This window comes from Streptococcus infantarius subsp. infantarius ATCC BAA-102, from assembly GCF_000154985.1.
Taxonomy (GTDB): Bacteria; Bacillota; Bacilli; order Lactobacillales; family Streptococcaceae; genus Streptococcus; species Streptococcus infantarius.
Genome location: NZ_DS572688.1, coordinates 82,963 through 105,481 on the forward strand (window position 1 = coordinate 82,963; position 22,519 = coordinate 105,481).

Annotated in this window: 22 protein-coding genes and 1 pseudogene; 1 reads left to right on the forward strand and 22 read right to left on the reverse strand. The window is 37.8% G+C overall.

The features are described from left to right. Positions 1–11 precede the first annotated feature (11 nt). From trpA to rsmD, 22 genes and pseudogenes are all read right to left on the reverse strand, one after another. Positions 12–794, reverse strand: a complete 783-nt coding sequence (trpA, locus tag STRINF_RS03130) for a tryptophan synthase subunit alpha (protein WP_006531572.1) — start codon at positions 792–794, stop codon at positions 12–14. Positions 795–797: 3 nt separating this feature from the next. Beyond that, entirely contained in the window at positions 798–2,000 is a 1,203-nt protein-coding gene (trpB, locus tag STRINF_RS03135) for a tryptophan synthase subunit beta (protein WP_006531573.1), read from the reverse strand. Then, entirely contained in the window at positions 1,997–2,578 is a 582-nt protein-coding gene (locus STRINF_RS03140) for a phosphoribosylanthranilate isomerase (protein WP_006531574.1), read from the reverse strand. Before STRINF_RS03140 ends, trpB begins: the two co-directional genes overlap by 4 nt. Continuing rightward, positions 2,565–3,332: an indole-3-glycerol phosphate synthase TrpC gene (gene trpC, locus STRINF_RS03145; RefSeq protein WP_006531575.1), complete on the reverse strand. Its 768-nt coding sequence runs from the start codon at positions 3,330–3,332 to the stop codon at positions 2,565–2,567. The genes STRINF_RS03140 and trpC overlap by 14 nt, the downstream gene beginning before the upstream one ends. Then, complete coding sequence (gene trpD, locus STRINF_RS03150) at positions 3,329–4,333, reverse strand: anthranilate phosphoribosyltransferase (protein ID WP_006531576.1); 1,005 nt, start codon at positions 4,331–4,333, stop codon at positions 3,329–3,331. Before trpD ends, trpC begins: the two co-directional genes overlap by 4 nt. 15 nt (positions 4,334–4,348) lie before the next feature. After that, positions 4,349–4,918: an aminodeoxychorismate/anthranilate synthase component II gene (locus STRINF_RS03155; protein WP_006531577.1), complete on the reverse strand. Its 570-nt coding sequence runs from the start codon at positions 4,916–4,918 to the stop codon at positions 4,349–4,351. After that, the gene (gene trpE / locus STRINF_RS03160) at positions 4,915–6,270 is read right to left on the reverse strand and encodes an anthranilate synthase component I (RefSeq protein WP_006531578.1); all 1,356 of its coding nucleotides are present in this window, start codon (positions 6,268–6,270) and stop codon (positions 4,915–4,917) included. Before trpE ends, STRINF_RS03155 begins: the two co-directional genes overlap by 4 nt. 727 nt (positions 6,271–6,997) lie before the next feature. Further along, positions 6,998–8,155, reverse strand: coding sequence for a hypothetical protein (locus tag STRINF_RS03165; RefSeq protein ID WP_006531579.1), 1,158 nt, complete (start codon positions 8,153–8,155; stop codon positions 6,998–7,000). Between the two features lie 127 nt (positions 8,156–8,282). Continuing rightward, the gene (locus STRINF_RS03170; protein ID WP_006531580.1) at positions 8,283–8,879 is read right to left on the reverse strand and encodes a response regulator transcription factor; all 597 of its coding nucleotides are present in this window, start codon (positions 8,877–8,879) and stop codon (positions 8,283–8,285) included. 1 nt (position 8,880) lies between these two features. Beyond that, complete coding sequence (locus STRINF_RS03175; protein ID WP_006531581.1) at positions 8,881–9,972, reverse strand: sensor histidine kinase; 1,092 nt, start codon at positions 9,970–9,972, stop codon at positions 8,881–8,883. Beyond that, positions 9,969–10,700, reverse strand: a complete 732-nt coding sequence (locus tag STRINF_RS03180; RefSeq protein ID WP_006531582.1) for an ABC transporter permease — start codon at positions 10,698–10,700, stop codon at positions 9,969–9,971. Before STRINF_RS03180 ends, STRINF_RS03175 begins: the two co-directional genes overlap by 4 nt. Further along, the gene (locus tag STRINF_RS03185; RefSeq protein ID WP_006531583.1) at positions 10,697–11,575 is read right to left on the reverse strand and encodes an ABC transporter ATP-binding protein; all 879 of its coding nucleotides are present in this window, start codon (positions 11,573–11,575) and stop codon (positions 10,697–10,699) included. Before STRINF_RS03185 ends, STRINF_RS03180 begins: the two co-directional genes overlap by 4 nt. A gap of 152 nt (positions 11,576–11,727) precedes the next feature. Then, positions 11,728–13,473: an ABC transporter ATP-binding protein gene (locus tag STRINF_RS03190; protein WP_006531584.1), complete on the reverse strand. Its 1,746-nt coding sequence runs from the start codon at positions 13,471–13,473 to the stop codon at positions 11,728–11,730. Next, complete coding sequence (locus STRINF_RS03195; RefSeq protein WP_006531585.1) at positions 13,463–15,208, reverse strand: ABC transporter ATP-binding protein; 1,746 nt, start codon at positions 15,206–15,208, stop codon at positions 13,463–13,465. The genes STRINF_RS03190 and STRINF_RS03195 overlap by 11 nt, the downstream gene beginning before the upstream one ends. Before the next feature lie 113 nt (positions 15,209–15,321). Continuing rightward, positions 15,322–15,828 (reverse strand): VanZ family protein, encoded by a 507-nt coding sequence (locus STRINF_RS03200; RefSeq protein WP_006531586.1) that lies wholly within the window; start codon positions 15,826–15,828, stop codon positions 15,322–15,324. A gap of 9 nt (positions 15,829–15,837) precedes the next feature. Continuing rightward, positions 15,838–16,938: a dual-specificity RNA methyltransferase RlmN gene (gene rlmN, locus STRINF_RS03205; protein ID WP_006531587.1), complete on the reverse strand. Its 1,101-nt coding sequence runs from the start codon at positions 16,936–16,938 to the stop codon at positions 15,838–15,840. Between the two features lie 20 nt (positions 16,939–16,958). Further along, entirely contained in the window at positions 16,959–17,519 is a 561-nt protein-coding gene (locus tag STRINF_RS03210; RefSeq protein WP_043878306.1) for a YutD family protein, read from the reverse strand. 29 nt (positions 17,520–17,548) lie between these two features. Next, complete coding sequence (locus STRINF_RS03215; protein ID WP_043878307.1) at positions 17,549–18,877, reverse strand: bifunctional metallophosphatase/5'-nucleotidase; 1,329 nt, start codon at positions 18,875–18,877, stop codon at positions 17,549–17,551. Positions 18,878–18,979: 102 nt separating this feature from the next. Continuing rightward, positions 18,980–19,228 carry a DUF3923 family protein gene (locus STRINF_RS03220; protein WP_014334393.1) on the reverse strand — a complete coding sequence of 83 codons (249 nt, stop codon included), beginning with the start codon at positions 19,226–19,228 and terminating at the stop codon, positions 18,980–18,982. Positions 19,229–19,358: 130 nt separating this feature from the next. Further along, positions 19,359–20,445, reverse strand: a pseudogene (locus tag STRINF_RS03225) (SepM family pheromone-processing serine protease). Next, positions 20,423–20,920 carry a pantetheine-phosphate adenylyltransferase gene (gene coaD, locus STRINF_RS03230; RefSeq protein ID WP_006531592.1) on the reverse strand — a complete coding sequence of 166 codons (498 nt, stop codon included), beginning with the start codon at positions 20,918–20,920 and terminating at the stop codon, positions 20,423–20,425. The pseudogene STRINF_RS03225 and the gene coaD overlap by 23 nt, the downstream one beginning before the upstream one ends. A gap of 31 nt (positions 20,921–20,951) precedes the next feature. Then, positions 20,952–21,491, reverse strand: a complete 540-nt coding sequence (gene rsmD, locus STRINF_RS03235; RefSeq protein ID WP_043878312.1) for a 16S rRNA (guanine(966)-N(2))-methyltransferase RsmD — start codon at positions 21,489–21,491, stop codon at positions 20,952–20,954. 129 nt (positions 21,492–21,620) lie between these two features. Here rsmD and STRINF_RS03240 point away from each other — a divergent pair, with 129 nt between their 5' ends. Further along, positions 21,621–22,463 carry a coiled-coil domain-containing protein gene (locus STRINF_RS03240; RefSeq protein WP_006531594.1) on the forward strand — a complete coding sequence of 281 codons (843 nt, stop codon included), beginning with the start codon at positions 21,621–21,623 and terminating at the stop codon, positions 22,461–22,463. Positions 22,464–22,519: the final 56 nt, after the last annotated feature.

Below are 22,519 nucleotides of genomic sequence, written 5' to 3' on the forward strand. Positions count from 1 at the left end.
GTGGTTTTCTTTTATTTTTGATAATTTGAGCCATATGTTACAAATGCTGCGACGTCATCTGCTTTACCTCCGTGTAAATCTCGAACAATTTTAGTTCCGACAATGACGCCATCTGACACCTTATTAAAACGCTCGATATCAGCTTTTGTTGACACTCCAAATCCTGTTAATACTGGAATGTCAGCAACAGCTTCAAGATTTGCCAAATGTTTATCCAAATCATCACGATAATTACCAGTTTTACCTGTAACACCGTTGATAGCAACCGCATAGATAAAGCCTTCAGCGTTTTGACACAAAGTTTTCTGACGTTCAATGCCAGTAGTCAAGCTGACCAGTGGAACAAGGGCAATATCTGTATTATCAAGGTATGGCTTGATAAGATTTTCATGCTCATGTGGCAAGTCAGGAATAATCAAACCTTTAACAGAGGTATTGGCCAAATCTTTAACAAATTTTTCAATGCCATATTGATAAACAGGATTGATGTAAGTCATAATGACCAAAGGCACTTCGACTGTTTTTTCTTGTAATTTTTCAACGATTCCTGTCAAATTAACGCCTTTAGCAAGACTTCTTTGACCAGCTAATTCAATAACTGGGCCATCAGCGACGGGGTCAGACCATGGAATCCCCACTTCAATGGCAGAAGCTCCGCTATTTTCCAATAAATCAATCGTCTCAAATAAACCATCAAGACCTTTATCATGGTCACCTGCCATGATGTAAGGAACAAAAATTCCTTTGCCGCTAGCTTTAATCTTTTGAAGATGTTTTGTAAGTGTCTTAGTCATCGTTTACTTCCCTTCTGCTTCCAAACGTTCTTTTACTTGAACAACATCCTTATCTCCACGTCCTGATAGACAAACAATAATTGATTTGTCTGGGCCAAGTTCTTTAGCCACTTTTTGAGTAAGGGCAACGGCATGACTTGATTCAAGCGCTGGGATAATCCCTTCAAGTCGTGACAAAAGCATAAATGCTTCAAGTGCTTCTTTATCCGTAATTGAATCATAGGTTGCACGGCCGATATCTTGGAAGTGACAGTGTTCAGGACCAACCCCAGGATAATCAAGACCTGCTGAAATTGAGAAAGCTTCCATGATTTGTCCGTGACGGTCTTGGAGAACATTCATCAAAGCTCCATGCAAGATGCCTGGACGACCTTTGACAAAAGTTGCTGCGTGTTCTTCAGTATCAAGACCATGTCCTGCAGCTTCTGCACCATAAAGGGCAACAGATTCATCTTCAACAAATGGATAAAAGAGTCCGATTGCATTTGAGCCACCACCGATACAAGCTAGAACAGCATCTGGTAGTTTACCACCTGAGATTTCTGCGTATTGTTTTTTAGCTTCTTTACCAATAACTGATTGGAAGTCACGTACGATTTCAGGAAATGGTGCAGGTCCAAGTGCTGACCCCATAATATAGTGAGTATCTTCGATATTTGCTACCCACGCGCGAAGAGCTGCATTAACAGCGTCTTTCAAAACACGTGAACCATCTGTGACAGCGTGTACTTTAGCACCGAGCAGCTCCATACGAAAAACATTGAGGGCTTGACGTTTGACATCTTCTTCACCCATGTAAATAGTACATTCCATGTCAAAAAGTGCAGCTGCTGTAGCTGTTGCCACACCGTGTTGACCAGCTCCAGTTTCGGCAATGATTTTCTTTTTACCCATGCGTTTTGCAAGGAGAACTTGACCAAGGGCGTTGTTGATTTTGTGAGCACCAGTGTGGTTAAGGTCTTCACGTTTAAGGTAAATCTTAGCACCACCGATATGCTTAGTTAAGCGCTCTGCGTAATAAAGCGGTGTTTCACGTCCAACATAGTTTTTAAGTAGTTCATCAAGTTCTACTTGAAAACTTGGGTCAGCTTTTGCTTCGCGGTAAGCTTTATCAAGTTCGATAACGGCTGTCATCAGCGTTTCAGGGACAAACTGTCCACCGAATTTTCCATAAAATCCATTAATATCTGGTTGGTTATAGCTCATTTTTTCACACTTTCTATAAATCTCATAATCTTCAATAAATCTTTTTTACCATCCGTCTCAACACCAGAAGAAACATCAACAGCGCAGGGTCGAAAGAAAGTTATAGCTTGTCCGACATTATCGACAGTTAATCCACCGGCTAAAAAATATGGCTTTCTAATTTTAGTATCTTTTAGCAATTCCCAATCAAATGTCTTTCCGGAACCAGCTAGGGGGGCGTCAAATAATAGAAAATCCGCTTTAGTGTGAATTTCTTCCAGTGTTTTTTGGACAGGAATGGCACGAATACTTGGAACTCCAATTTTTTCAAAGTCCTCATCAGCAAACTCACCATGAATTTGCACAAGATCAAGAGGTACTTGGCTAATAGCTTCTTGAAGCTCCAAGAGGGTCGGACTTACAAAAACACCCACTTTTTGGACAGTTTCTGGAATCAGCTGAGCTAAATGGCTAGCTTGTTTTATGCCAACTTGACGTTTACTTTTAGCAAAGACGAAACCAATATAATCAGCTCCGCTTTTAACCGCTTGTTCAACAGCTTCTTTGGTTGAAAGTCCGCAAATTTTAACCTTTGTCAATTTGCAACTCCTTCACTTTCTCGGCTACATTTTCAGCGGTCATTAAAGCCGTACCAACTAAAATACCATTGAAAAACGGAGCAACGAGCTCAGCATCTTCTTTAGTAAAAATCGCTGACTCTGAAACATAAACTGGACCTTCTTTAAAATATGTTGATAGCTCCAAGCTTGTATTGATATCCGTTTCAAAGGTCACCAAGTTACGATTGTTAACTCCGATAATCTTAGCACCAATGCGATGAGCCACTTCCAACTCTGCTAAGTTATGCGTTTCAAGCAGAACTTCTAGTCCTAATCCTGTTGCAAAGTCATAAAGTTCTTTCAAACGCGTCTCAGAAAGAGCTGCCACAATCAGTAAAATAACAGTTGCTCCTGCATTTCGACTACGAATAATCTGTTTTTCATCGATGATAAAATCTTTTGCCAAGGTTGGAATTTTTACTTGATTTGAAATCTGACGAAGATAATCAATGTCCCCCTTGAAAAAGAAAAGGTCTGTCAAAACAGAAATCATCACAGCACCGCTATCTTGGTAAATTTTGGCTTGCTTAACAATATCAACTTCGAGATTAATGTCACCAAGACTGGGACTGGCTTTTTTTACCTCAGCGATAATTTGCAGCTTATTCGCATTATTTTTTAGGTAATCGTAGAGCTTATAAGTCTCACGAAGAGGTTGCAGTGGCTCAAGTTCTAGAGAGGCAACTTCTTTTTCTTTTTGCTTTAAAATGGTTGGTAAAAATTCTTTACTCATACTTGTACCTCTTGCAATTGGTGAAGTTTAGCAAGAGCAGAACCATCCGCGATTAATTGGCGAGCAAGGTCAATCCCTTCTGCTAGACTATCAACTTTACCGTTAGCATAAAAGCCAAGACCAGCATTTAGCACGGTTGTTTCAAGATAAGGGGTAGCCTGATTTTCAAGAACGCTGACTAAAATATCTGTATTTTGCTTAGCATCTCCACCAACAATGTCATCTAACTCAACTCTTGGCATGCCAAGGTCTTTGTAAGTAAAGCTGTGTTGAGTGATTTGACCGTCTTCTAACAATGTATAAGTATTTTTACCGTAAAGAGCTGCTTCATCCATGTTATTTGGACCTGTGACAATAATGGCACGTTTGCGTCCGAGTTTTTGCATGACTTGCGCTGCTGTTTCTTGGAAGTCTGCCCGATACAAGCCCATCAACTGCGTTTCAAGGTCAAGCGGATTTGCCAAAGGACCAACGATATTCATAATAGTTGGAATTCCAAGTGTTTTACGTGCGGGACCAATAAAACGCATGGCTGGGTGCATGGTTTGTGCAAAGATAAAAGCAAGTCCAACTTCATCAAGAGCTTTTGATAATGTTGCTGGTGAAGCAGCAATATTAATGCCTAGCGCTTCAAGAACATCAGCAGAACCTGATTTTGATGACACCGAACGATTACCACCTTTGGCAATACGAATACCACCTGCTGCTAAAATAAAGCAAGCTGTTGTTGAAATGTTAAAGCTATAAGACTGGTCACCACCTGTTCCGCAGTTACACATAGCATCCCCAAAATCCTGTGGTAAATCGACAGCGTGACTTTTAAGAGCTCGTACAATACCAGTAATCTCAGAAGGTGTTTCACCTTTCACTTTGAGTCCCATCAAAAAGGCAGCAATCTCACTTTCTGAAATCGAGTTATTTAAGATACTATCAAATAAACTTTCAACTTGTTCTTCCGATAAATCTTCCTTATTTGCAATTTGGTTAAAGAGTTCTTTCATTGTCCATCCCTCGCTTTACTTTTCAACAACTAATCGTACAAAATTTTCAATCATTTTAAGCCCATCTGGTGACCCAATACTTTCTGGGTGAAATTGAAGGCCATAAATCGGTAACTGTTTATGCTGGATAGCCATGATTTCTTGATCATCGGTCGTTTTGGCGGTTACCTCAAAATCATCTGGCATGTCTGTCACCACAATTGAGTGATAACGCATAATTGGCATATTTCTGGCAAGCCCAGCAAAAATAGGTGATTGACTGAGAACATCAATATCACTTTGCTTGCCGTGCATGACATTTTTAGCTAAACCAAGCTTACCACCAAAACTTTCAGCAATCGCTTGATGCCCCAGACAAATTCCTAGCATTGGCTTTTTCCCAGCAAATTTCTGAATCATTTCTTCTAATTTTCCAGCGTCAGCCGGCCAACCTGGACCCGGTGATAAAACAATAGCAGATGCTTCTTTGGCTGCTTTTTCTAATGCGTCAGCATCATTTCGCAAGACCTTAACTTCGGCAAAAGTCCCAAGGTATTGCGCTAGGTTATAGGTAAAAGAATCGTAATTATCAATTAATAAAATCATTTGCTATCCCCTATCCGTGTCATGGCTTTGGCTTTATTGATGGTTTCGTAAAATTCGTTTTCTGGTACACTGTCGTAAACAATACCTGCTCCTGCTTGAACATAAGCTTTTTGATTTTTGAGAATCATAGTGCGAATGGCAATGGCAAAATCCATATCTCCAGTTGCCGAAAGATAACCAATTGCACCAGCGTAGACGCCGCGTTTTTCACGTTCTAATTCATAGATACGTTTCATCGCACGAATTTTTGGTGCGCCAGAGACTGTACCAGCTGGCAATGTTGTTTTTAAGGCATCAATACTTTGAACACCTGGTAACAGTTGCCCTTTAACCACACTGGTCAAATGCATGACATAGCGGAAATACTCCACTTCCATATATTTGGTTACTTTGACCGTACCATTTTGAGAAATTCTTCCAATATCATTTCGTCCTAAATCAACTAACATGCGATGTTCAGCTGTTTCTTTGATATCAACTTGCAAGTCTTTAACTAGCGCAGCATCCTCAGCATCATCACTACCTCTTGGACGAGTTCCTGCAATTGGATTAGTGGTCACTTCACCATTTTTCACAGAAACCAGACTTTCTGGACTTGCGCCAATAATCTGATAGTCACCAAAATCATAGAAATAAAGATAATTTGATGGATTAGTCACACGCAAATTACGATAATAATCAAGCGGGTCTCCATCAAATGGACTTGAGAAACCTTGGCTCAACACACATTGGAACATATCCCCTTGTCGAATCAATTGCTTGGCTGTATCAACCATGCTTTCAAATTTTTCTTTTTCAATGTGGTGTTTAAACTCAAGAGAATGCAATTCCTGTGGTGAAAATTCGTTTGGCGCTTGCGTCTGCAAATCTTTCACTACCTTACCAAGTGCTTGACGTGTCGCATCGTTGTCACGATGGCTGTAGATGTTATCTTCAACCACGTAAACTTTTTCAGTTTTATGGTCAAAAATCAAATAAGATTCATAAACAAAGAAATGCATATCTGGCGTTCCAATAGTATCTTCTGGAATCTCACCGATATTTTCATAAAGACTAATCATGTCATAACCAACAAAACCAATCGCGCCACCACCAAAAGGCGAATCAGTAGCTTCTCCTTTGACCGTTACGTGATTAAGATAGTCTAGTGGATCACCAGCAATCACTTGACCATTTTCGGTTAACTCGCCATTTTCATATTTGATTTCAAAGACTGGGTTATATGCCACGATTGAAAAACGTGCATTTTCTTTTTCTCGTGGAATTGATTCAAGAATAACTTTGTGCTCACCCTGAACTCGCATATAAGCAAGAATAGGTGTTAAAGTATCAGCAGTTAGAATTTTTCGCATGTTATGTCCTCTCTACATGAATTTTTAATGGTGATTAATTTTTTAATTCTAGCAGCTACTTCGCCAGCCTTTATCTCTTCTTCTCATGATTTCCTCCCAATTAAACAAAAATCCCCACACAGAAAAAACCTTCTGTGTGAGGGCGTCTAATGATAGCGCGGTGCCACCTCAATTTAACGGAAATATATACTCCGTCATCTCTATCTCCTCTAACAAGGAGCTGCACGATAAGGGGTGCCTACCCTGAGACTTACCACTGACAACTAGTGTTTATCTCACCTGTATCTTGAAATCTTTTTCACTTCCACTTAATTCACTAAACAAAAAACCTCACACAGAAAAAACTTCTGTGCGAGGACGTCCAATGTATAGCGCGGTGCCACCTCAACTTAACGGAAATACTCTAATCCGCTATCTCTATCTCCTCTAACAAGGAGCTGCACGATAAGGGGTGCCTACCTGAAAAATATTTCTTATCTTCAATAATATACCATCAGCCCAATTTCACAACCACCTGCTACTCGTTCACAGTAACCACGAGCTCCCTGTAAGCAAATCCTTGCTACTATCTGATTGGTTACCATTATAAACACCTGATTTTGACTTGTCAAGTATTTTTTATGAATTTTCTAAAAATTCAACATTTTTTATTGTTTTGTTGATTTAATTAAAAAATCTCTAAGTTTTTCCTAGCAAGAACGCTAAGTCAAACTCAGAGATTTAGAATTTATTCAAGGGTTAAAGTGATTTCTTTTGTTTCAGGGGATAAGAGTCCTTCTAAATGGGTGATTAATCGAATCAACCAAGCAAAAGCAAGTAAGAAGGCACTCAATTCAAAAGCTGTTAAAGATAAGTAATGAATACCCTGAAAGGCGATTTCTAATCCAACCAACATGCCACAAATAGCATAAGACATAATCAAGAAATCTCGCGTTACTTCTGGCAAAAGCCATTTAACACTGATAATTAAGGCAATGATAATCAAAACCAGATACCCTGCTACTCTGGTATGCAAGAGATGTGAGCTAGCGTCATTCGGGAAAAAGCCAACTGCTCCCAAATCAATCCCTAAGATGGTCAACATGATACGTATAGCTCTTAATTTCCAGTTTTTACCATATTTTTCACCTAAAGCGACAAACAAGTAATCCACCAAAGCAACCAAAACTAAGGCTGACAAAATCAAAGTCAGATTAAATTGCCAACTGTCCTTAGCAGCTTGTGTTCCCAAAAAGCTTAAGTTGAAATGCCACCACTGCAAAGATCGATTCGTCGCCATTGCGACAAAGACACCACTGACCATAATCACTGTAAAAACAGTTGTCAACCAAGTTGCCCTAATCATCTCTGCTATTTGCCCCCAAAAAAGACTGACCGCATAGATTGATGCACCTAAAATCAAACTCGAAGTTAACTTGTCAAAAGAAGCACCCGTGAAAATCTGCTCCAGCAGCCAACCAAAGCCGAGAAGAGCTAACAGTAAAATCACTGCAAACGAGGCAACAATAACAGGAAGCATGCGCCAAAAAACTCGTGCTTTGATGCCACCAAGAAAGACTGTCTGGTTGCGAATGAGCGTTGTTGTAAAAATGGTCATTCCAAGTATCCCACCAAAACCAATCAAGAATGTAATAATAGAATAATCTCCAACCAACAAAATCTGATCCATCTTCTGAATAGAACTCACTGCATAAAATAAGACACATAAAATGACAGTTGATAAAATTAAAACCCAGCTTGATAAACGTCCTTGTTTTGGTTTTCCCTCTTTTTGAAGAACCAATTTATCATTGTATAATTCAGCTTTTAATTGCTGTCCTTTACTCAGATTTAACTGATCGACAACTGCCTGATCTAGCACAATACTTAATTTTTTATTTTCCATACCTTCATTATATTATGCTAATGAAATCTTGTAAAACAGGAACTGTAAACAAAATGTCAAAAATCAGAAATCGTTTTTTAATTAAGGAAAATAAAAAAGAACCCATTTGACCGAGTTCTAATTTACTTTATAACCAACCTTTGTCTTTAGCAATTCTAGCCGCCTCAACACGATTATTGGCTGATAATTTATTAAAAATTGATGATGTGTAATTTCTCACCGTTCCATTTGAAAGATAAAGGGTATCAGCAATATCTTGATTCGATTTTCCAAGTGAAATCAATTGTAAAATACGCTTTTCTTGAGGACTCAACGGATTATCCTGGCTTATCATAGATTCCATCAATTCCGATGAATACTCTTTTTTGCCTGCAAGCACTGTGTGGATTGTTGACATCAACTCAGAAGTTGAACGGTCTTTCAACACATAAGCATCAACACCAGCTTTTACGGCACGTTCAAAGTAACCAACTCGTTTAAAGGTAGTCACAATAATCACTTTCAAATCCTTATGCTCTCGAATCCATTCTAAAACATCAAGTCCTGATTTTTTAGGCATTTCAACATCAAGAATCGCCACATCTGGAGACTCCGTTTTTAATATTCCAATAGCTTGTTCACCATCACTGGCTTGTAAAATCTCATCGACATCATCTTCCATGAGCAACAATTGGCACAAAGCATCTCGCAGCATGGATTGATCTTCAGCAACTAATAATTTCATCCTATTTCTCCTTTAACCCCAATTCAGCTTGGATAAGTGTCGGTTGAGCTTGTGACAGAATCTGAATTTTTCCCTCAACTAAGAGAAGTCTGTCACGAATAGATTGGAGTTCATTCCCTGTTAATTTTTCAAGACCAACACCATTATCTTCTACTCTAACAAATACCTTTCCTTCTTTTTCAAATAAATGAAAACGGCATTGATTAGCCTGACTATGCTTAATGACGTTATTGCTTAGTTCTCGCAAAATCATGCACAAAGTCGATTGCAAGACAGGCACCATAGTTTCTAAATTCAAATCATTTTTCAACTGATAATCAATCTCCGTCATAGCAAAGAAATGCTCCAACTGCTCAATCTCTTCTTCAAGTGTTCTAAACTTGAGATTATTGATGATATTTCTAACATCATGCATCGAAGAGCGGCTAGCTTGGTTTAATTCTTCTAATTGCTTTTTGACAAGGTCGTATTTTCCTTTCTCTAATTGCTTAAGTGCTAACTCTGTTTTTAAAGTCATGGCAGCAAAGACATGACCCAAGGTGTCATGCAAATCACGTCCAATGCGGTTTCGCTCATTTTCAGCTAGTAACAAATTAATGGTGCGATTCTTTTCCATGATAGCTTTTTCTTGTGCTTCATTTTTTCGAGCATTCATCCAGTGAAATAAAATGGCATAATTCACAACAGGAACAAGAAAAATCATCACACGAGTCGCTATGTCCTCTGCCAAAGTCATTCCTACAAACATCATCAAAAGCATGGCTAAATCATAGGAAATAAAACGAAATGAGCGATAATCATCTTGAAATTGAAAAACAAGCAAACTATTAAAATAAAAAGTAAACCACATCATGCCACCATCAACACAAAGTGTCATGTAGATAATATAAGATAGCATGAGTAACCAGCAAGAATTGGTTAAGGGATTTTCTTCAAAATTGACAAGAAAAAGGTAGCCAAGCAAAAAAGCCGCTGTTATCCCCAGAGTCCAAACTGGATAACCAAAAAAGAAAACACCCAAAACAGGAAAAGCTAAAAAAGCTAATGGCATATAAAATAAGGAGTGAACATTCCTAATCCTTTTCAACATCATTTAACCTCAATTTTATTCTTAATCATAAGCGCTAACGCTGCTATTATTATGGCATAGCCAAGCACGATAATCAAGGACTGCCAATTTAATTGAGCATTTTTAGCAAAGTCCGTCACCAAGATATTCACATGATAAATCGGTGTTACTTTGGCTAGCTTTTGCATCCACTCTGGAAAGGTCCCGATTGGCATCCACGAACCACCGATAATAGCCAATCCAAGAAAGGCAATATCACCGACAATTGTCATTAACTGTTGTGATTTCATTTGTGAAATCAACAAACCAAAAGCTAGAAATAGTAAACTTGACAATAACAATAAGGTTGCTGAACCCAACCAGCGGCTAAGCGGCATTGTCACCCCACGAAAAATCGCACCAAATAAAAACGTTGCTAAAATAGACAGTAAAAAGCAAACCAAAACTCGAATCACTTTTGATAGATAATACTGCCAAATTGAAACCGAAGAATGTTCAATATAAGTCAACCAATAGCTAGTCTTATCTTCCACAAGCATAGCTGGAAATGAGAAAAAGCCAAAGCTTGACATTGAAAATGCTGTCATGGTTAACATAGAACTCATCACCAGCACCTTCTGCTCTTTTAAATCTGGAGAGAGCTCCATCCCAGAAAAGAACAAGAAAAAGAAAACCGGCATTCCAATAGATAATACAAAGGTTATCCAAGTACGTTTCGTTTTAATCCATTCAACTTTTAATAAAGCAATCATTTTTCATTCTCCTGTGTTTGGTCAAATAATGTATTTAATAAGGTTTTATTTTGAATTTCAATATCAGAAATCTGGCAACCTTGTTTCTGTAATTTCTGCCAGACACTATCAATCTCTTTTGTCATAAAAGTAACTGAGTCATTCTTTACTTTAATGCGATAACCATTTGCTAGACCGTTAACAAATGATAAAAATGTTTTTGGCAAGGTAACTTGTTTTTCATGTTCAGCTTCTCTCATAGCAAATGGAGTCGTATCACGTAGCAACTTTCCATGATGTAAAACTAAAATGCGCTCAGCCGTATGTTCGACTTCTTCAATGTAATGACTCGAATAAAAAATCGTTACACCTTTTTCTTTCAGGCTTTGGATAATTTTCCAAAAATGTTGTCGTGTTGAAGTATCCATTGCTGCTGTTGGTTCGTCTAAGAAAAGAATTTTGGGTTGGCTAATAAGGCACAAAGTAAAAGCCAACAAGCGCTTTTGACCACCCGATAATTTCTCAGTTAGCTGATTTTTTTGTTCCTTGCTAAATTGCAAAATGTAATCAATCTCTTTATCAGTTAAAGGGGTCTTGCTAATCGCTTTAAAAAATGCAATTAATTCACATACTCTCAATTTTTCTGGCAAGCGATTTTCTTGTGGTAAAACAGCTACTGAATCTTTTAATCGCTGACTATTTGGGGCTAAACCATTGATGACAATCTTTCCTTTACTAATTTTCAAATCTCCTAACAAGCATGACATCAAAGTGGTTTTCCCGGCACCATTTGGACCAATCAGAGCCACACAATCTCCGTCAGCCACTTCAAACGAGATGTCCTGTAAAATGGCTTTTCCTTTAATGGTCTTTGAGATATTTTCAACCGTAATCATTTCATAAGCTCCATTTTTCTCTTTATTTGATGATTTTATTTTAGAAAAAAATAGCTGAGCTTTTTAGCTTATAATGTCATGACATTACATGACTTTTGTCATGTTTTTGGCAACAAAAAACCAATCTGCTCTTTAGCAAATTGGTTATCAGTTTAATTTTCCATCATACCTGCTTGCAGTTGATACATACGATGGTAAGTTCCTTTCAAACTTAGCAATTCATCATGAGTTCCTGACTCAATAATCTTACCTTTGTCTAGGACATAGATACAGTCAGCATCTTGAATGGTTGATAAATGGTGAGCAATGGCAATGGTTGTACGACCTTGACGCATTTTCTTCAAAGACTCTTGAACAGTGTTTTCCGTTTCTGAATCAATGTTTGCTGTCGCTTCATCCAAAATTAAAATCTTCGGCTGACTGGCTACAGTTCTTGCAAATGCCAAAAGTTGACGTTGACCTGCTGAAAAACTTGAACCACGTTCTGTCACTTTTGTCTCATATTTATCAGGTAATTTTTGAATGAACTGATCAGCATCCACAAAGGCTGCGGCAGCTTGAACAGCATCATCAGAAATATCCTGATACATTTTAATATTAGATTTCACAGTACCATGATACAAGAATGGTTCTTGCAGTACCAAACCAACATTTTTATGCAAAGCTTTTTTAGAATAATCACGAATATCTTTACCATCCAGTAAAACTTGACCTGATTGGAACTCGTAAAACCTCATAAAGACATTAATAATTGATGACTTTCCTGATCCAGTCGATCCTACAAAGGCAATCGTCTCACCTTGATTAACCTTAAAGGAAATATTGTCTAAAATCCGGCGTTTTCCATCATAAGAAAAACTCACATTTTTAAACTCAATATTGCCATCTTTCACAAAATCTAACACACCATTTTGTTCAGGTTCATATTGCTGTTCATCAATCAAATCAAACACCCGTCCAGCTGAAACCATTGAGGTTTGCAAAGTTGAAAAATTCTGAGTCACTTCAATCAAAGGATCAAAAAGACGATTAACGTATTGGATAAAGGCATACATCAAACCAGCAGAAATACCAATTTCCATTCCACGAAAACCAAAATAAGCCATTAAAATAGCATATGCTAATAACTTCAGAAGTGACATAGCAGGGCGCAAGAAAAGACTATCTAATGCCATCGAACGATTAGCATAAAGCACATGCTCTTCATTGATAGCTTCAAATTCATCTTTCAAACGCTCTTCTTGACTAAAGGATTGAATAATTCGGATCCCTTCGATGCTCTCAGACAATTTACTGTTAATATCTGACAACAATGCACGTGTTTTTTCAATCACGCTTACCGATTTTTTGCGATAAAGATTAACCAAAACAAAGATAAATGGCAAAAAAATCAAAACCCAAGCTGTCAATGTTGCATTCAATTTCAACATGGTTAACAGAGTTACTGAAAAGATAAAAATAGCCGAAATAAAGCTTGATAAAAGGCCTGAAAACATATCACTGATAGCTTCAGTATCATTTGTAATACGAGAGACAATAGAACCCGCGGGAGTTTTGTCAAAGTAAGCCATACCGAGTTTTTCCATGTTTGCAAAGGCATCTCTTCGAATATCTCTAACAATGCTATAAGACACACGCGCAAAGAAGAAATTTCCAAAATACTGGATAAGCGTCTGCAAGACATACATGAGGTAATAACCAACTAAAATCAGCATGGCAGTCTGATTCATATCCGTCAAAAAATGATCAATAAAGTAAGAAGCAATCAGTGGAATCAGACTCTTAACAACCGTTGTTAGTAGTAAAAGACCTAGAGCTAAGGCGGTTAAGAATTTATAAGGTTTGAGATAGCTCATGAGGCGCTTAAATACGCGCCACTGATTTGCATTATTCTTCATCACTATCTCCTTCCATTTCTAATTGCTGAGCTTCATAAGTATCTGCATACCAGCCACCTTGCTTAATAAGATCCTCATGACACCCTCGTTCAATGATATGCCCATCTTGCAAGACTAAGATTAAATCAGCATGAACCACCGCACTCAAACGATGTGCTGTGATAATTGTTGATTTATGTTGACGAGTTTGCTTAAGGTTCTCAATAATAGCATGTTCTGTCTTAGCATCTACTGCCGACAAAGAATCGTCCAAAATCAAAATTTCAGGATCAAGAATCATGGCACGACTCATAGCAATCCGCTGTTTTTGACCACCAGAAAGACTAACACCTTTCTCACCAATCAAAGTTTCAAAGCCATCCGGTGTTGCTATAATGTCATCATAAACTCGAGATAACTTCGTTGCTGCTTCAACCTTTTCTAAAGAGGCATCGGGATTTCCAAAACGAATATTTTCTAAAATACTAGTGGCAAATAAAAATTGATCCTGTGGGACATAACCAATCAAACGGCGTAAATCAGATAACTTGTAATCCTTGATATTGTTGCCATCAAGCATAATCCGACCATCAGTCAAATCATATTCACGTAACAACAAACGAATCAAGGTAGTCTTACCAGAACCGGTCTGCCCAACTAATCCCAGCGTTTGTCCCTGTTCTAGAGCAAAATGAATATCTGATAACGTCTCCTCATTTTCATAATGAAACGAATCAATATCATAAACCAAAGTACCATTCTGAATAGTCTGCAAAGGCTGTTTACTTTCTTGGACATCAGATGTTTCTTTCAAAAGACGATTAATACGATTATAAGAGACAGAACCGCGTTGAATCATATTAAAAAGAAAACCAATTGCCATTAAGGGCCAAACTAGCATATCTAAGTAAGTGATAAAGGTTACTAAATTACCAACCGTCACTTGACCGGCTGATACCATAAAAGCTCCCATCAACAATGACAAAACATAACTTGCCCCGATAAATAAAAGCACTAAAGGATCAAACATGACATCATATTTCATGGTTTTCATGTTCTTAACAAAAGTCATGTCATTGATTTCTTGAAAAGACTGAAGTTCATCTTCTTGATACCCAAATGACTTGGTTACTTTGATACCTGACACAGACTCCTGAACCTTATTATTTAATTCTGAAAAGGCAGCTTGAGATTTTCCAAACGCTTGGTGAGTCTTTCGTCCTAAACGACTTGTTGCATATGCCATAAATGGCAAAGGAATCACTGCTACCAAGGTCATTTGCCATGAAATACTAAAAGCCATTGTCACCAAGGTCACAAAAGCCGTAATTGTCGCATCTACTGCTGACATAACTCCAGCGCCTGCTAAACGTGTCAGCGCATTAATATCATTAGTAGCATGCGCCATCAAATCACCCGTACGATGTTTTTGATAAAAACTAGGTGACATTTTTGTAAAATGATCAAATAAGCGAAAACGCATAATCTGACCAAGACGATACGACGTTCCCAAGATATACATTCGCCAAATATAACGTAAAAAATACATAGCAAAAGCTGATAAAACCAACAAGAATAAGCTCATCAGCAATTGCCCTTGTGTTAACTCACCAGATGTCACTCGATCAATAACTCCGCCCATAACTTTTGGAGGGACAAGGTTTAAAATTGCCACCAAAATAAGAGCAAGAATTCCAATAATATACCGTTTTTTCTCCAGCCTAAAAAACCACCAGAGATCCTTTATAATTTTCATTAAAACCTGCTTTCTAGCTGATATTATACACCCTTGACTAGACTCTAAGTCAAGTTTCCTGCCCTAAGCTTCTCATATGAAAAAGGTCAGGAGTTTTTCCTGACCTATAATAACTACTTGTGATATTTTTTGTAAATAACTGTGTAAAGCCCCAAAGCTAGTAAGCCACCTAATGAATTAGTCCAAAGATCATCAATTTCAAAGACCCGATTAGCATTATAGAGTAAATCTACAAGCAATTGAGTCGTTTCAATCACTAGACTCACTCCAAAAGCAAATAGCCAAGCTCTCTTCCAATGACGTAGTTTTAGAAACAGCCAAATTAAGCCAAACATCAATGGAAAAACAAGAAACATATTGGTGACATTTTGTGCAAAGACCCAAAATAATTCAAAGGCACTATCCAACTGCCCAATGCCAATCAAGCTGTTAAATGGAACTAGCAAAAGACGCAGACGTCCATAATGAATAATATTGGGTGTCTCAACCCCATCAATCTTAAAAGGTTGCGGACTAAAACACAAGAAGCAAAGGGCAAGGATGTAAATCCCCACCAAAGTTATTGCCACCTTACGCCCTAAGCTTGTCAACTCAAGTTCTTCATCAAATAGCCTTCTCATTTTACCTTCTTATTTTGCTTTAGCAGCTTTTTGGCGGTCACGTTTCATTGTATTTGAACGCAATTGACCACAAGCGGCATCAATATCAGTTCCGTGTTCTTGACGAACGACACAGTTAACACCATTTTTCTTAAGAACATCGTAAAAGGCTGCAACGTGTTCTTTACTTGAACGACGATATTGGTCGTGTTCAGAAACTGGGTTATATGGAATTAAGTTGATGTAAGACAATTTGCGAATTTTTTTCGTCAAATCAGCCAATTCTTGTGCGTTTTCTGGTGAGTCATTAACATCATTTAACATGATATACTCAAATGTCACACGACGATTAGTTGTTTCAATGTAGTATTCAATCGCAGTAAAGAGTTTTTCAAGTGGGAATGAACGGTTAACACGCATGATTTGTGAACGCAATTCATTGTTTGGCGCGTGAAGCGAAACAGCCAAGTTAACTTGCAAGCTTTCGTGAGCAAATTCACGGATTTTGTGTGCCAAACCTGATGTTGAAATTGTGATGTGACGCGCACCGATAGCTAGACCATTGTCATTGTTAATCGTACGAACAAAGCGAAGCACGTTATCGTAGTTATCAAATGGTTCACCAATCCCCATAACAACGACGTGACTCACGCGCTCATCTTGACCACGTTCATCAAAGTATTTTTGTACCATCATGATTTGTGAAGTGATCTCACCACTTGTCAAATCACGTTGTTTTTTAATCAAACCGCTAGCACAGAATGAGCAACCAATGTTACAACCGACTTGTGATGTTACACAGACAGACAAACCATAATGTTGGCGCATCAAAACTGTTTCAATCAGCATGCTATCGGGCAATTCAAACAAGTATTTGACGGTACCATCTGATGCTTCTTGGACGACCCGTTGTTTTAATGGGTTAACGCAGAAATTTTCATTTAAAATAGCGATAAAATCTTTTGAGATGTTTGTCATTTCTTCAAAAGATTGGACACGTTTACGGTAAAGCCAATCCCAAATTTGTGTTGCACGGAATTTCTTTTCACCGTGTTCGATTACCCATTCGATAAGTTCATCGCGTGTTAAACCGTAAATAGAGGGCTTCATGTCCTTAGTTCCTGTTTGCATTCTGTAAATTTATTTCCTTCCTATTTCTCTTTCCGGCGAATGACAAATTGTTTTGCCGACTGAATTTCTTTTTGTTGTTCACGTTTTCGGTGACGCTCACTGCCTCCTTTGCTTTCTTTACGTTTTTGACTGGTAAAATGTTGATGTCCTGAACGGTTAGCTTTTTTCTTACCAGACGAACGTTTTTGTGATTTATGACGTCTTGTTTGTTTTTCTTCTTCAGACTTCACAGCACGTGGCTCTTTATTTTCAAGAACAAAATAAGCACAGCCAAAGTTACAATACTCTTTGAGGTAATCATCTAAACGTGAAATACGATTAGCCTTTTTAACGTCGCGGTCATCTTTGTAAAAACCTTTTAGACGTAGCTGTTCATTTCCCCAATCTCCGACGATGTAGTCATATTTAAGCAAGATATCTGAAAAACGTTGACTAAACACTGTTGCGTTAAAAGCATCTTTTTCATTGGCTAAAATCAACAACTCGATATCATCGCTTTTGACACGATCAGAAAATGCCACGAATTGTGGACCAGGAAATTTATTGTAATTGTACATTTCAGGAGAGATATCTTTTCTCATCGGTCTCCTCTCTTCATCCATCGTAAAACTTATTCTTTATGTCTGAGGTAGTCTTCTACCAGTTCTCGAAGCAATTCAGGAAAAAGCAGCTCAGCTTGATGTGATTTAATACTTTCAAAATAACGGGCAAAATAATATTGATCAACCAAGACTAGACTAACAGTCTCCTTTTCATTCGTAACCTTTTCATTATACACTATTTTTCCGTTTTTGTAAGCAAAGCCACTCGTTAAAACGGCCCCAAATTCCTTACCGCGAAATCCCATGCCACGGATTTGTTGTCTTGCTAACAATTCTGCTTGCGAATAAACATCTTGACAGATTTCGGCTAACTCATCAGTACTTACTTCTAGCCTTGCTAGTCGCATTTGATGCGGAAGCGAATGGTGCAAAGTATCTTTAGTAATGTCCTTAGTAAAAGGCTCTACAACCAAGCCAGAATTTATCATGGCAATATCTGCTTTGGCATAATCTTTCATGGCATCCATAACCAATTGACAAGACTCATCTAAACTCAAGTCCTCATCAAATTGCTTCACCATTTCTTGCCCTAAAAGCTTGCGACCATCTGAAACAATTTTTTCAATCCATTCTTTATCACCTGGTTTACTTGCCATATGACTAGTTTCATGAGCGTGGATTGTGATATCAGTCATTTCATGATTGTCAAAGCTGAGATTAATTTCACCGACAAACTGACCGTATTTTCCTGCAGCTGCCATGTAAGTGCCATTAAGGCATGCCCCATCTTCAAAGACATGATGTGTATGAGCCCCAATAATCAAATCAATTTCTGGACAAGCAGCGGTGATTTTTTCATCCCAAGGAAGACCCAAATGGCTTAATAATATTCTAAAATCTGCTTCTTGCACTTCCTTAATAGCAAGGTCTCTTTTTAAACACTCTAAAGGGTCAAGTACCTTCCAACCACCTGGTTTATAAGTCAGATAATAAGGAAAAGTATAAGCTAAAAAAGCAATCTTAGTGCCTGCTTTCGTTTCATAAATCTTATAAGGCTCAGCCCAAGCTGGGCGACCATTGTCATCTTCAAGATTACCTAAAATAACATCAAAGTCAGCCTCTTGATAAACCTCATTTAACCAATGTTTTGCAAGACCAATTCCTTCATTATTACCAATGGTCGCAAAGTCAATCTTAAACTCGTTTAAAAATTGAACATTACATTTTCCCTTACTGATATCTGTCATCGGATGCCAGCGGTCGATATTATCCCCAATATCAAGTCGAATAACTTCATTTGTCTCAGGATATTCTTGAAAAAAACGTTTGATTTTTGGATAATTTTCAAAATGAGAATGCCAATCATTCAGATGCAAAATCGTTAGCTTTTCTGTCATAGCAATATTATAGCATTTTCCACCCCAATAGTAATATTTCAGTGCCTTTACAAATCTATTATCAACCAAAAAAGCTAGATAAAAAATCTAGCTTTTCAATACTCAGCGACTATTTCGCTGTTCTTTTGCCAAGGAGAGACGTTTAACAAACATATAAGCAATTCCTTGGAACATCCATAAGGAAGCATAACAAAGTACCCAAGCTGAGAAAGTCAGCCACTTCATGCCTAAGGTCTGATAAATACCATGACCATTTACAGATCTAATAAAAATTAACAAACTAACATCTAAAAAGATAAACAGGGCTGCAATATTAAAGCCAATCACCAAACGTTTCTGCCAGTTTGTCATACACTCCTCCAATCTATTAGTATTCCACCTCTTCATTTTAAATCATTGTAAACAATAAAGCTTAAGAAAAAGTTAACTGATGCATCAAAAAACACCTCTTTTAGCTAGTCTAAAAGAGATGCTTCTTGTATTAATTTGTACTTCTTAGGTAATCAATCGCTTCTTGGACATTCTTGACAGGGACAATTTTCATGTCTGTATCAAGGTCTTTAGCAGCTTCTTTGGCTTCTTCGTAATTTGTCTTAGCATCAGGATCTTTTTTCAATGTTTCTTTATCGACTGGATTATTTGGAACAAAGAAAATATCTGCACCAGATTTGGCAGCTGAGACAACTTTTAAGCCTGCTCCGCCGATATCACCAACAGAACCATCTGATTGAATGGTACCAGTACCAGCAATTTTACGACCTTTACGAAGGTCTTCGTTATTAACTTGATCATAAATATCAAGGGTGAACATCAAGCCTGCACTAGGTCCACCAACACCACTGGTATCAAAAGTCACATCGACATCAGATGACACCTTGGTATGATCGACTAAACCAATACCGATACCATTTTTACCATTTGGCAATTCAATGATTTTACCAGAAACCTCTTTTGTTTTACCGTTTGAAATTTCTTGAACAGTGACTTTAGAGCCAAGATCCAAGTCTGCTACATAAGCCATCAATTCTTGTGAACTCTTGAACGTTTTACCATTTACACCAGTAACCGTATCAGCTAGATGTAAAAGTCCTTTAAAGGTTGAATTTTTGGTTACATTTAGGACATAGACACCTTGATAATCAAGCTTAACGTCTTTTCCTGCTAGGGTTAAAGCTTGGTAAGTCGCTGTATTTTGTGAAGTTTCCATATAGTATTGATTAATACGCATGTAATCTTCATTACTGTAGCCACCTGTAGTTGCAGCTGCAGTTGAAATTTCTGTATGCGGTGTTAACCAAGCATAAATTAGTTGAGCTAAGGTTGCCTGACTCACACTCACGGCTACAAAGTTGTAAGAGCCTTTGTCCTTATCAGCCTTTTTATTAACCGTTAAAACACTACGAACATCGTAGGCACCACCTGGCATTTCAATGTAATAATCAAGTGGATAAAATAAACTAAAGATGAGAAAAACTAGTTCCCACAGCCCCTAAAATCCACCATTTTAAGCGGTATAAAATACGACCTAACTTTTTCAAAATCCCTTTAAATGCGTTTAAGATTGTCATATTTTTCCTCCACTTTTTTCACAACACTGTCTGGGACAAATGCTGAAATATCAGCTTGAAAATGTATCAATTCACGCACACGACTGGATGACACATATTGCCATTCTGGAGAGGTGAGTAAATAAACACTCTCAATATCACTAGCTAGATGATGATTGAAGAAATCCATACCCCCTTCATATTCCAAATCTTTAGCATCTCGAATTCCTCTGACCAAATAAGCAGCCTTTAATTCTCTTGCCACATCAACAGCCAAAGAATCATGTGCTGTCACTACGCTAACATTTGAATAAGGTTCTACTGCCTCTTCTAGCATCTGTTTTCTCTCAGCAATCGTGAACAGACAAGATTTATTCCTATTATATAAAATCCCCACGTAAAGCGTGTCAAAGAGCTTACTAGCGCGTGCAATGATATCAAGATGCCCATTTGTCACAGGATCAAAAGACCCAGTCACCAAACCAATTTTAGCCATGTTGCCTCCATTAGTGAAAAATCATTTCTGTTTATCTAATATAAACTGTTACTTTACTAATTCCATAAGTTTTTTGCTTCCAGATACCAAAGTTTGAAATCTTTTCTGGCAAATCAACTGATTTATCTGTTTCACAGACGATCATGACATCTTCAGATAACAAGCCTGCCTCTTCCAAGTCAGTAATATTTTTGACAATTTCTTCTTTAGCGTATGGTGGATCTAAAAATACCAAATCAAACGGTCCTTTGACCACTCCAATCGCTTTATTGGCATCCATTTTCATCAAATGAAATTGCTTTTCAGCTTTCGTCATTTTGATATTTTCTGTGATAATCGCTTGCGCTTGATGATTACGTTCCACAAGAACAGCCTCGTCCATTCCGCGTGAGATAGCTTCAATTGCTAAACTACCACTACCAGAAAACAAATCCAAAACACGTCCACCCTCAAAGAATGGACCAATCATATTAAAAATAGCGCCCTTAACCTTATCAGTTGTCGGACGAGTAGTTTTTCCATCGAGCGTCTTCAAAGGACGCCCACCAAAATTTCCTGCTACAACTCTCATAAGAACCATTATAGCAAAAATCAACTAAAATGCCTTAAAAAATCTTCAATCATATTTACAGTCAAAATAAGATTTGATATGATGAGTGGGATATTTTTAATTATCAAAGTTTTTTTAGGATAAAGAAGTATGAATTTTAAAACATTCTTTAAAGACAAGAAAAATCTTGCCATTACCATTTTATCGGTATTATTGATTGCTAGTTTTTCTAGTCAAGGTAACCAAAGTCAAGAATTATCCCAAGCAGAGGATAAGATTGAACAGCTTAGCCAAGATGTCAAACAAGCCAAATCAGACTTAAAAGATAGCCAAGATGAACTGGCTGATTTTAAAGAAGAAAACGCTGATTACATTGAAGTCGGCAAAAAAGAAGTTCAAAAGACTAAAGAGATTGAAAACAGTGCAGAAACTGCCGTAAAAAATCTCGAGAAAGACCAAACGCAGGCTAATCTTGATTTAGCAACAAGTAAAGTTGACGCTGTTACAGGCGCTGACAAAAAAGAGAAATTTCAAAAGCGTATCGTAACTGTCAAAACAGCCATTGAAGCTAAAAAAGAAAAAGAACTAGAAGATAAAGCAGAAATTGCGGTTAAAAACCTTGAAAATAACCAATCGCGTGATAACATTGATGACGCTAAAAATAAAGTTAATGCGGTAAATAATTCAACTAAAAAGGAAGCCTTCAACAACCGTATCAACGCTGTCGTTTCAGCTATCGAAGCCAAAGAAGCCGAAGCTGCTAAACAAGCTCAAGAACAAGCCGCTGCTGAAGCTGCTGCTCAACAGGCACAGCAACAACAAAACCAAGCAGCTGCCCAACCAGGAGATACCACAACAGTTTACATTACAAGAACTGGTAGCCACTACCACCTCAATCCAAATTGCCGTGGCTTAAATCGCTCAAAAAACACTACACCAGTTAGCTTATCAGAAGCACAGGCCTTAGGCTTAACACTCTGTGGTTTTGAATAATAGATTATTTTAAGTCGTTAGAGATTACTCTAGCGGCTTTTTTATAGTATTTTTTA

Excerpts from the sequence above, each read along its gene's own strand:
- trpA (WP_006531572.1), bottom strand. The coding sequence starts at position 794 with ATGACTAAGACACTTACAAAACATCTTCAAAAGATTAAAGCTAGCGGC.
- trpB (WP_006531573.1), bottom strand. The coding sequence starts at position 2,000 with ATGAGCTATAACCAACCAGATATTAATGGATTTTATGGAAAATTCGGT.
- trpC (WP_006531575.1), bottom strand. The coding sequence starts at position 3,332 with ATGAGTAAAGAATTTTTACCAACCATTTTAAAGCAAAAAGAAAAAGAA.
- trpD (WP_006531576.1), bottom strand. The coding sequence starts at position 4,333 with ATGAAAGAACTCTTTAACCAAATTGCAAATAAGGAAGATTTATCGGAA.
- STRINF_RS03155 (WP_006531577.1), bottom strand. The coding sequence starts at position 4,918 with ATGATTTTATTAATTGATAATTACGATTCTTTTACCTATAACCTAGCG.
- trpE (WP_006531578.1), bottom strand. The coding sequence starts at position 6,270 with ATGCGAAAAATTCTAACTGCTGATACTTTAACACCTATTCTTGCTTAT.
- STRINF_RS03165 (WP_006531579.1), bottom strand. The coding sequence starts at position 8,155 with ATGGAAAATAAAAAATTAAGTATTGTGCTAGATCAGGCAGTTGTCGAT.
- STRINF_RS03170 (WP_006531580.1), bottom strand. The coding sequence starts at position 8,879 with ATGAAATTATTAGTTGCTGAAGATCAATCCATGCTGCGAGATGCTTTG.
- STRINF_RS03175 (WP_006531581.1), bottom strand. The coding sequence starts at position 9,972 with ATGATGTTGAAAAGGATTAGGAATGTTCACTCCTTATTTTATATGCCA.
- STRINF_RS03180 (WP_006531582.1), bottom strand. The coding sequence starts at position 10,700 with ATGATTGCTTTATTAAAAGTTGAATGGATTAAAACGAAACGTACTTGG.
- STRINF_RS03185 (WP_006531583.1), bottom strand. The coding sequence starts at position 11,575 with ATGATTACGGTTGAAAATATCTCAAAGACCATTAAAGGAAAAGCCATT.
- STRINF_RS03190 (WP_006531584.1), bottom strand. The coding sequence starts at position 13,473 with ATGAAGAATAATGCAAATCAGTGGCGCGTATTTAAGCGCCTCATGAGC.
- STRINF_RS03195 (WP_006531585.1), bottom strand. The coding sequence starts at position 15,208 with ATGAAAATTATAAAGGATCTCTGGTGGTTTTTTAGGCTGGAGAAAAAA.
- STRINF_RS03200 (WP_006531586.1), bottom strand. The coding sequence starts at position 15,828 with ATGAGAAGGCTATTTGATGAAGAACTTGAGTTGACAAGCTTAGGGCGT.
- rlmN (WP_006531587.1), bottom strand. The coding sequence starts at position 16,938 with ATGCAAACAGGAACTAAGGACATGAAGCCCTCTATTTACGGTTTAACA.
- STRINF_RS03210 (WP_043878306.1), bottom strand. The coding sequence starts at position 17,519 with ATGAGAAAAGATATCTCTCCTGAAATGTACAATTACAATAAATTTCCT.
- STRINF_RS03215 (WP_043878307.1), bottom strand. The coding sequence starts at position 18,877 with ATGACAGAAAAGCTAACGATTTTGCATCTGAATGATTGGCATTCTCAT.
- STRINF_RS03220 (WP_014334393.1), bottom strand. The coding sequence starts at position 19,228 with ATGACAAACTGGCAGAAACGTTTGGTGATTGGCTTTAATATTGCAGCC.
- coaD (WP_006531592.1), bottom strand. The coding sequence starts at position 20,920 with ATGGCTAAAATTGGTTTGGTGACTGGGTCTTTTGATCCTGTGACAAAT.
- rsmD (WP_043878312.1), bottom strand. The coding sequence starts at position 21,491 with ATGAGAGTTGTAGCAGGAAATTTTGGTGGGCGTCCTTTGAAGACGCTC.
- STRINF_RS03240 (WP_006531594.1), top strand. The coding sequence starts at position 21,621 with ATGAATTTTAAAACATTCTTTAAAGACAAGAAAAATCTTGCCATTACC.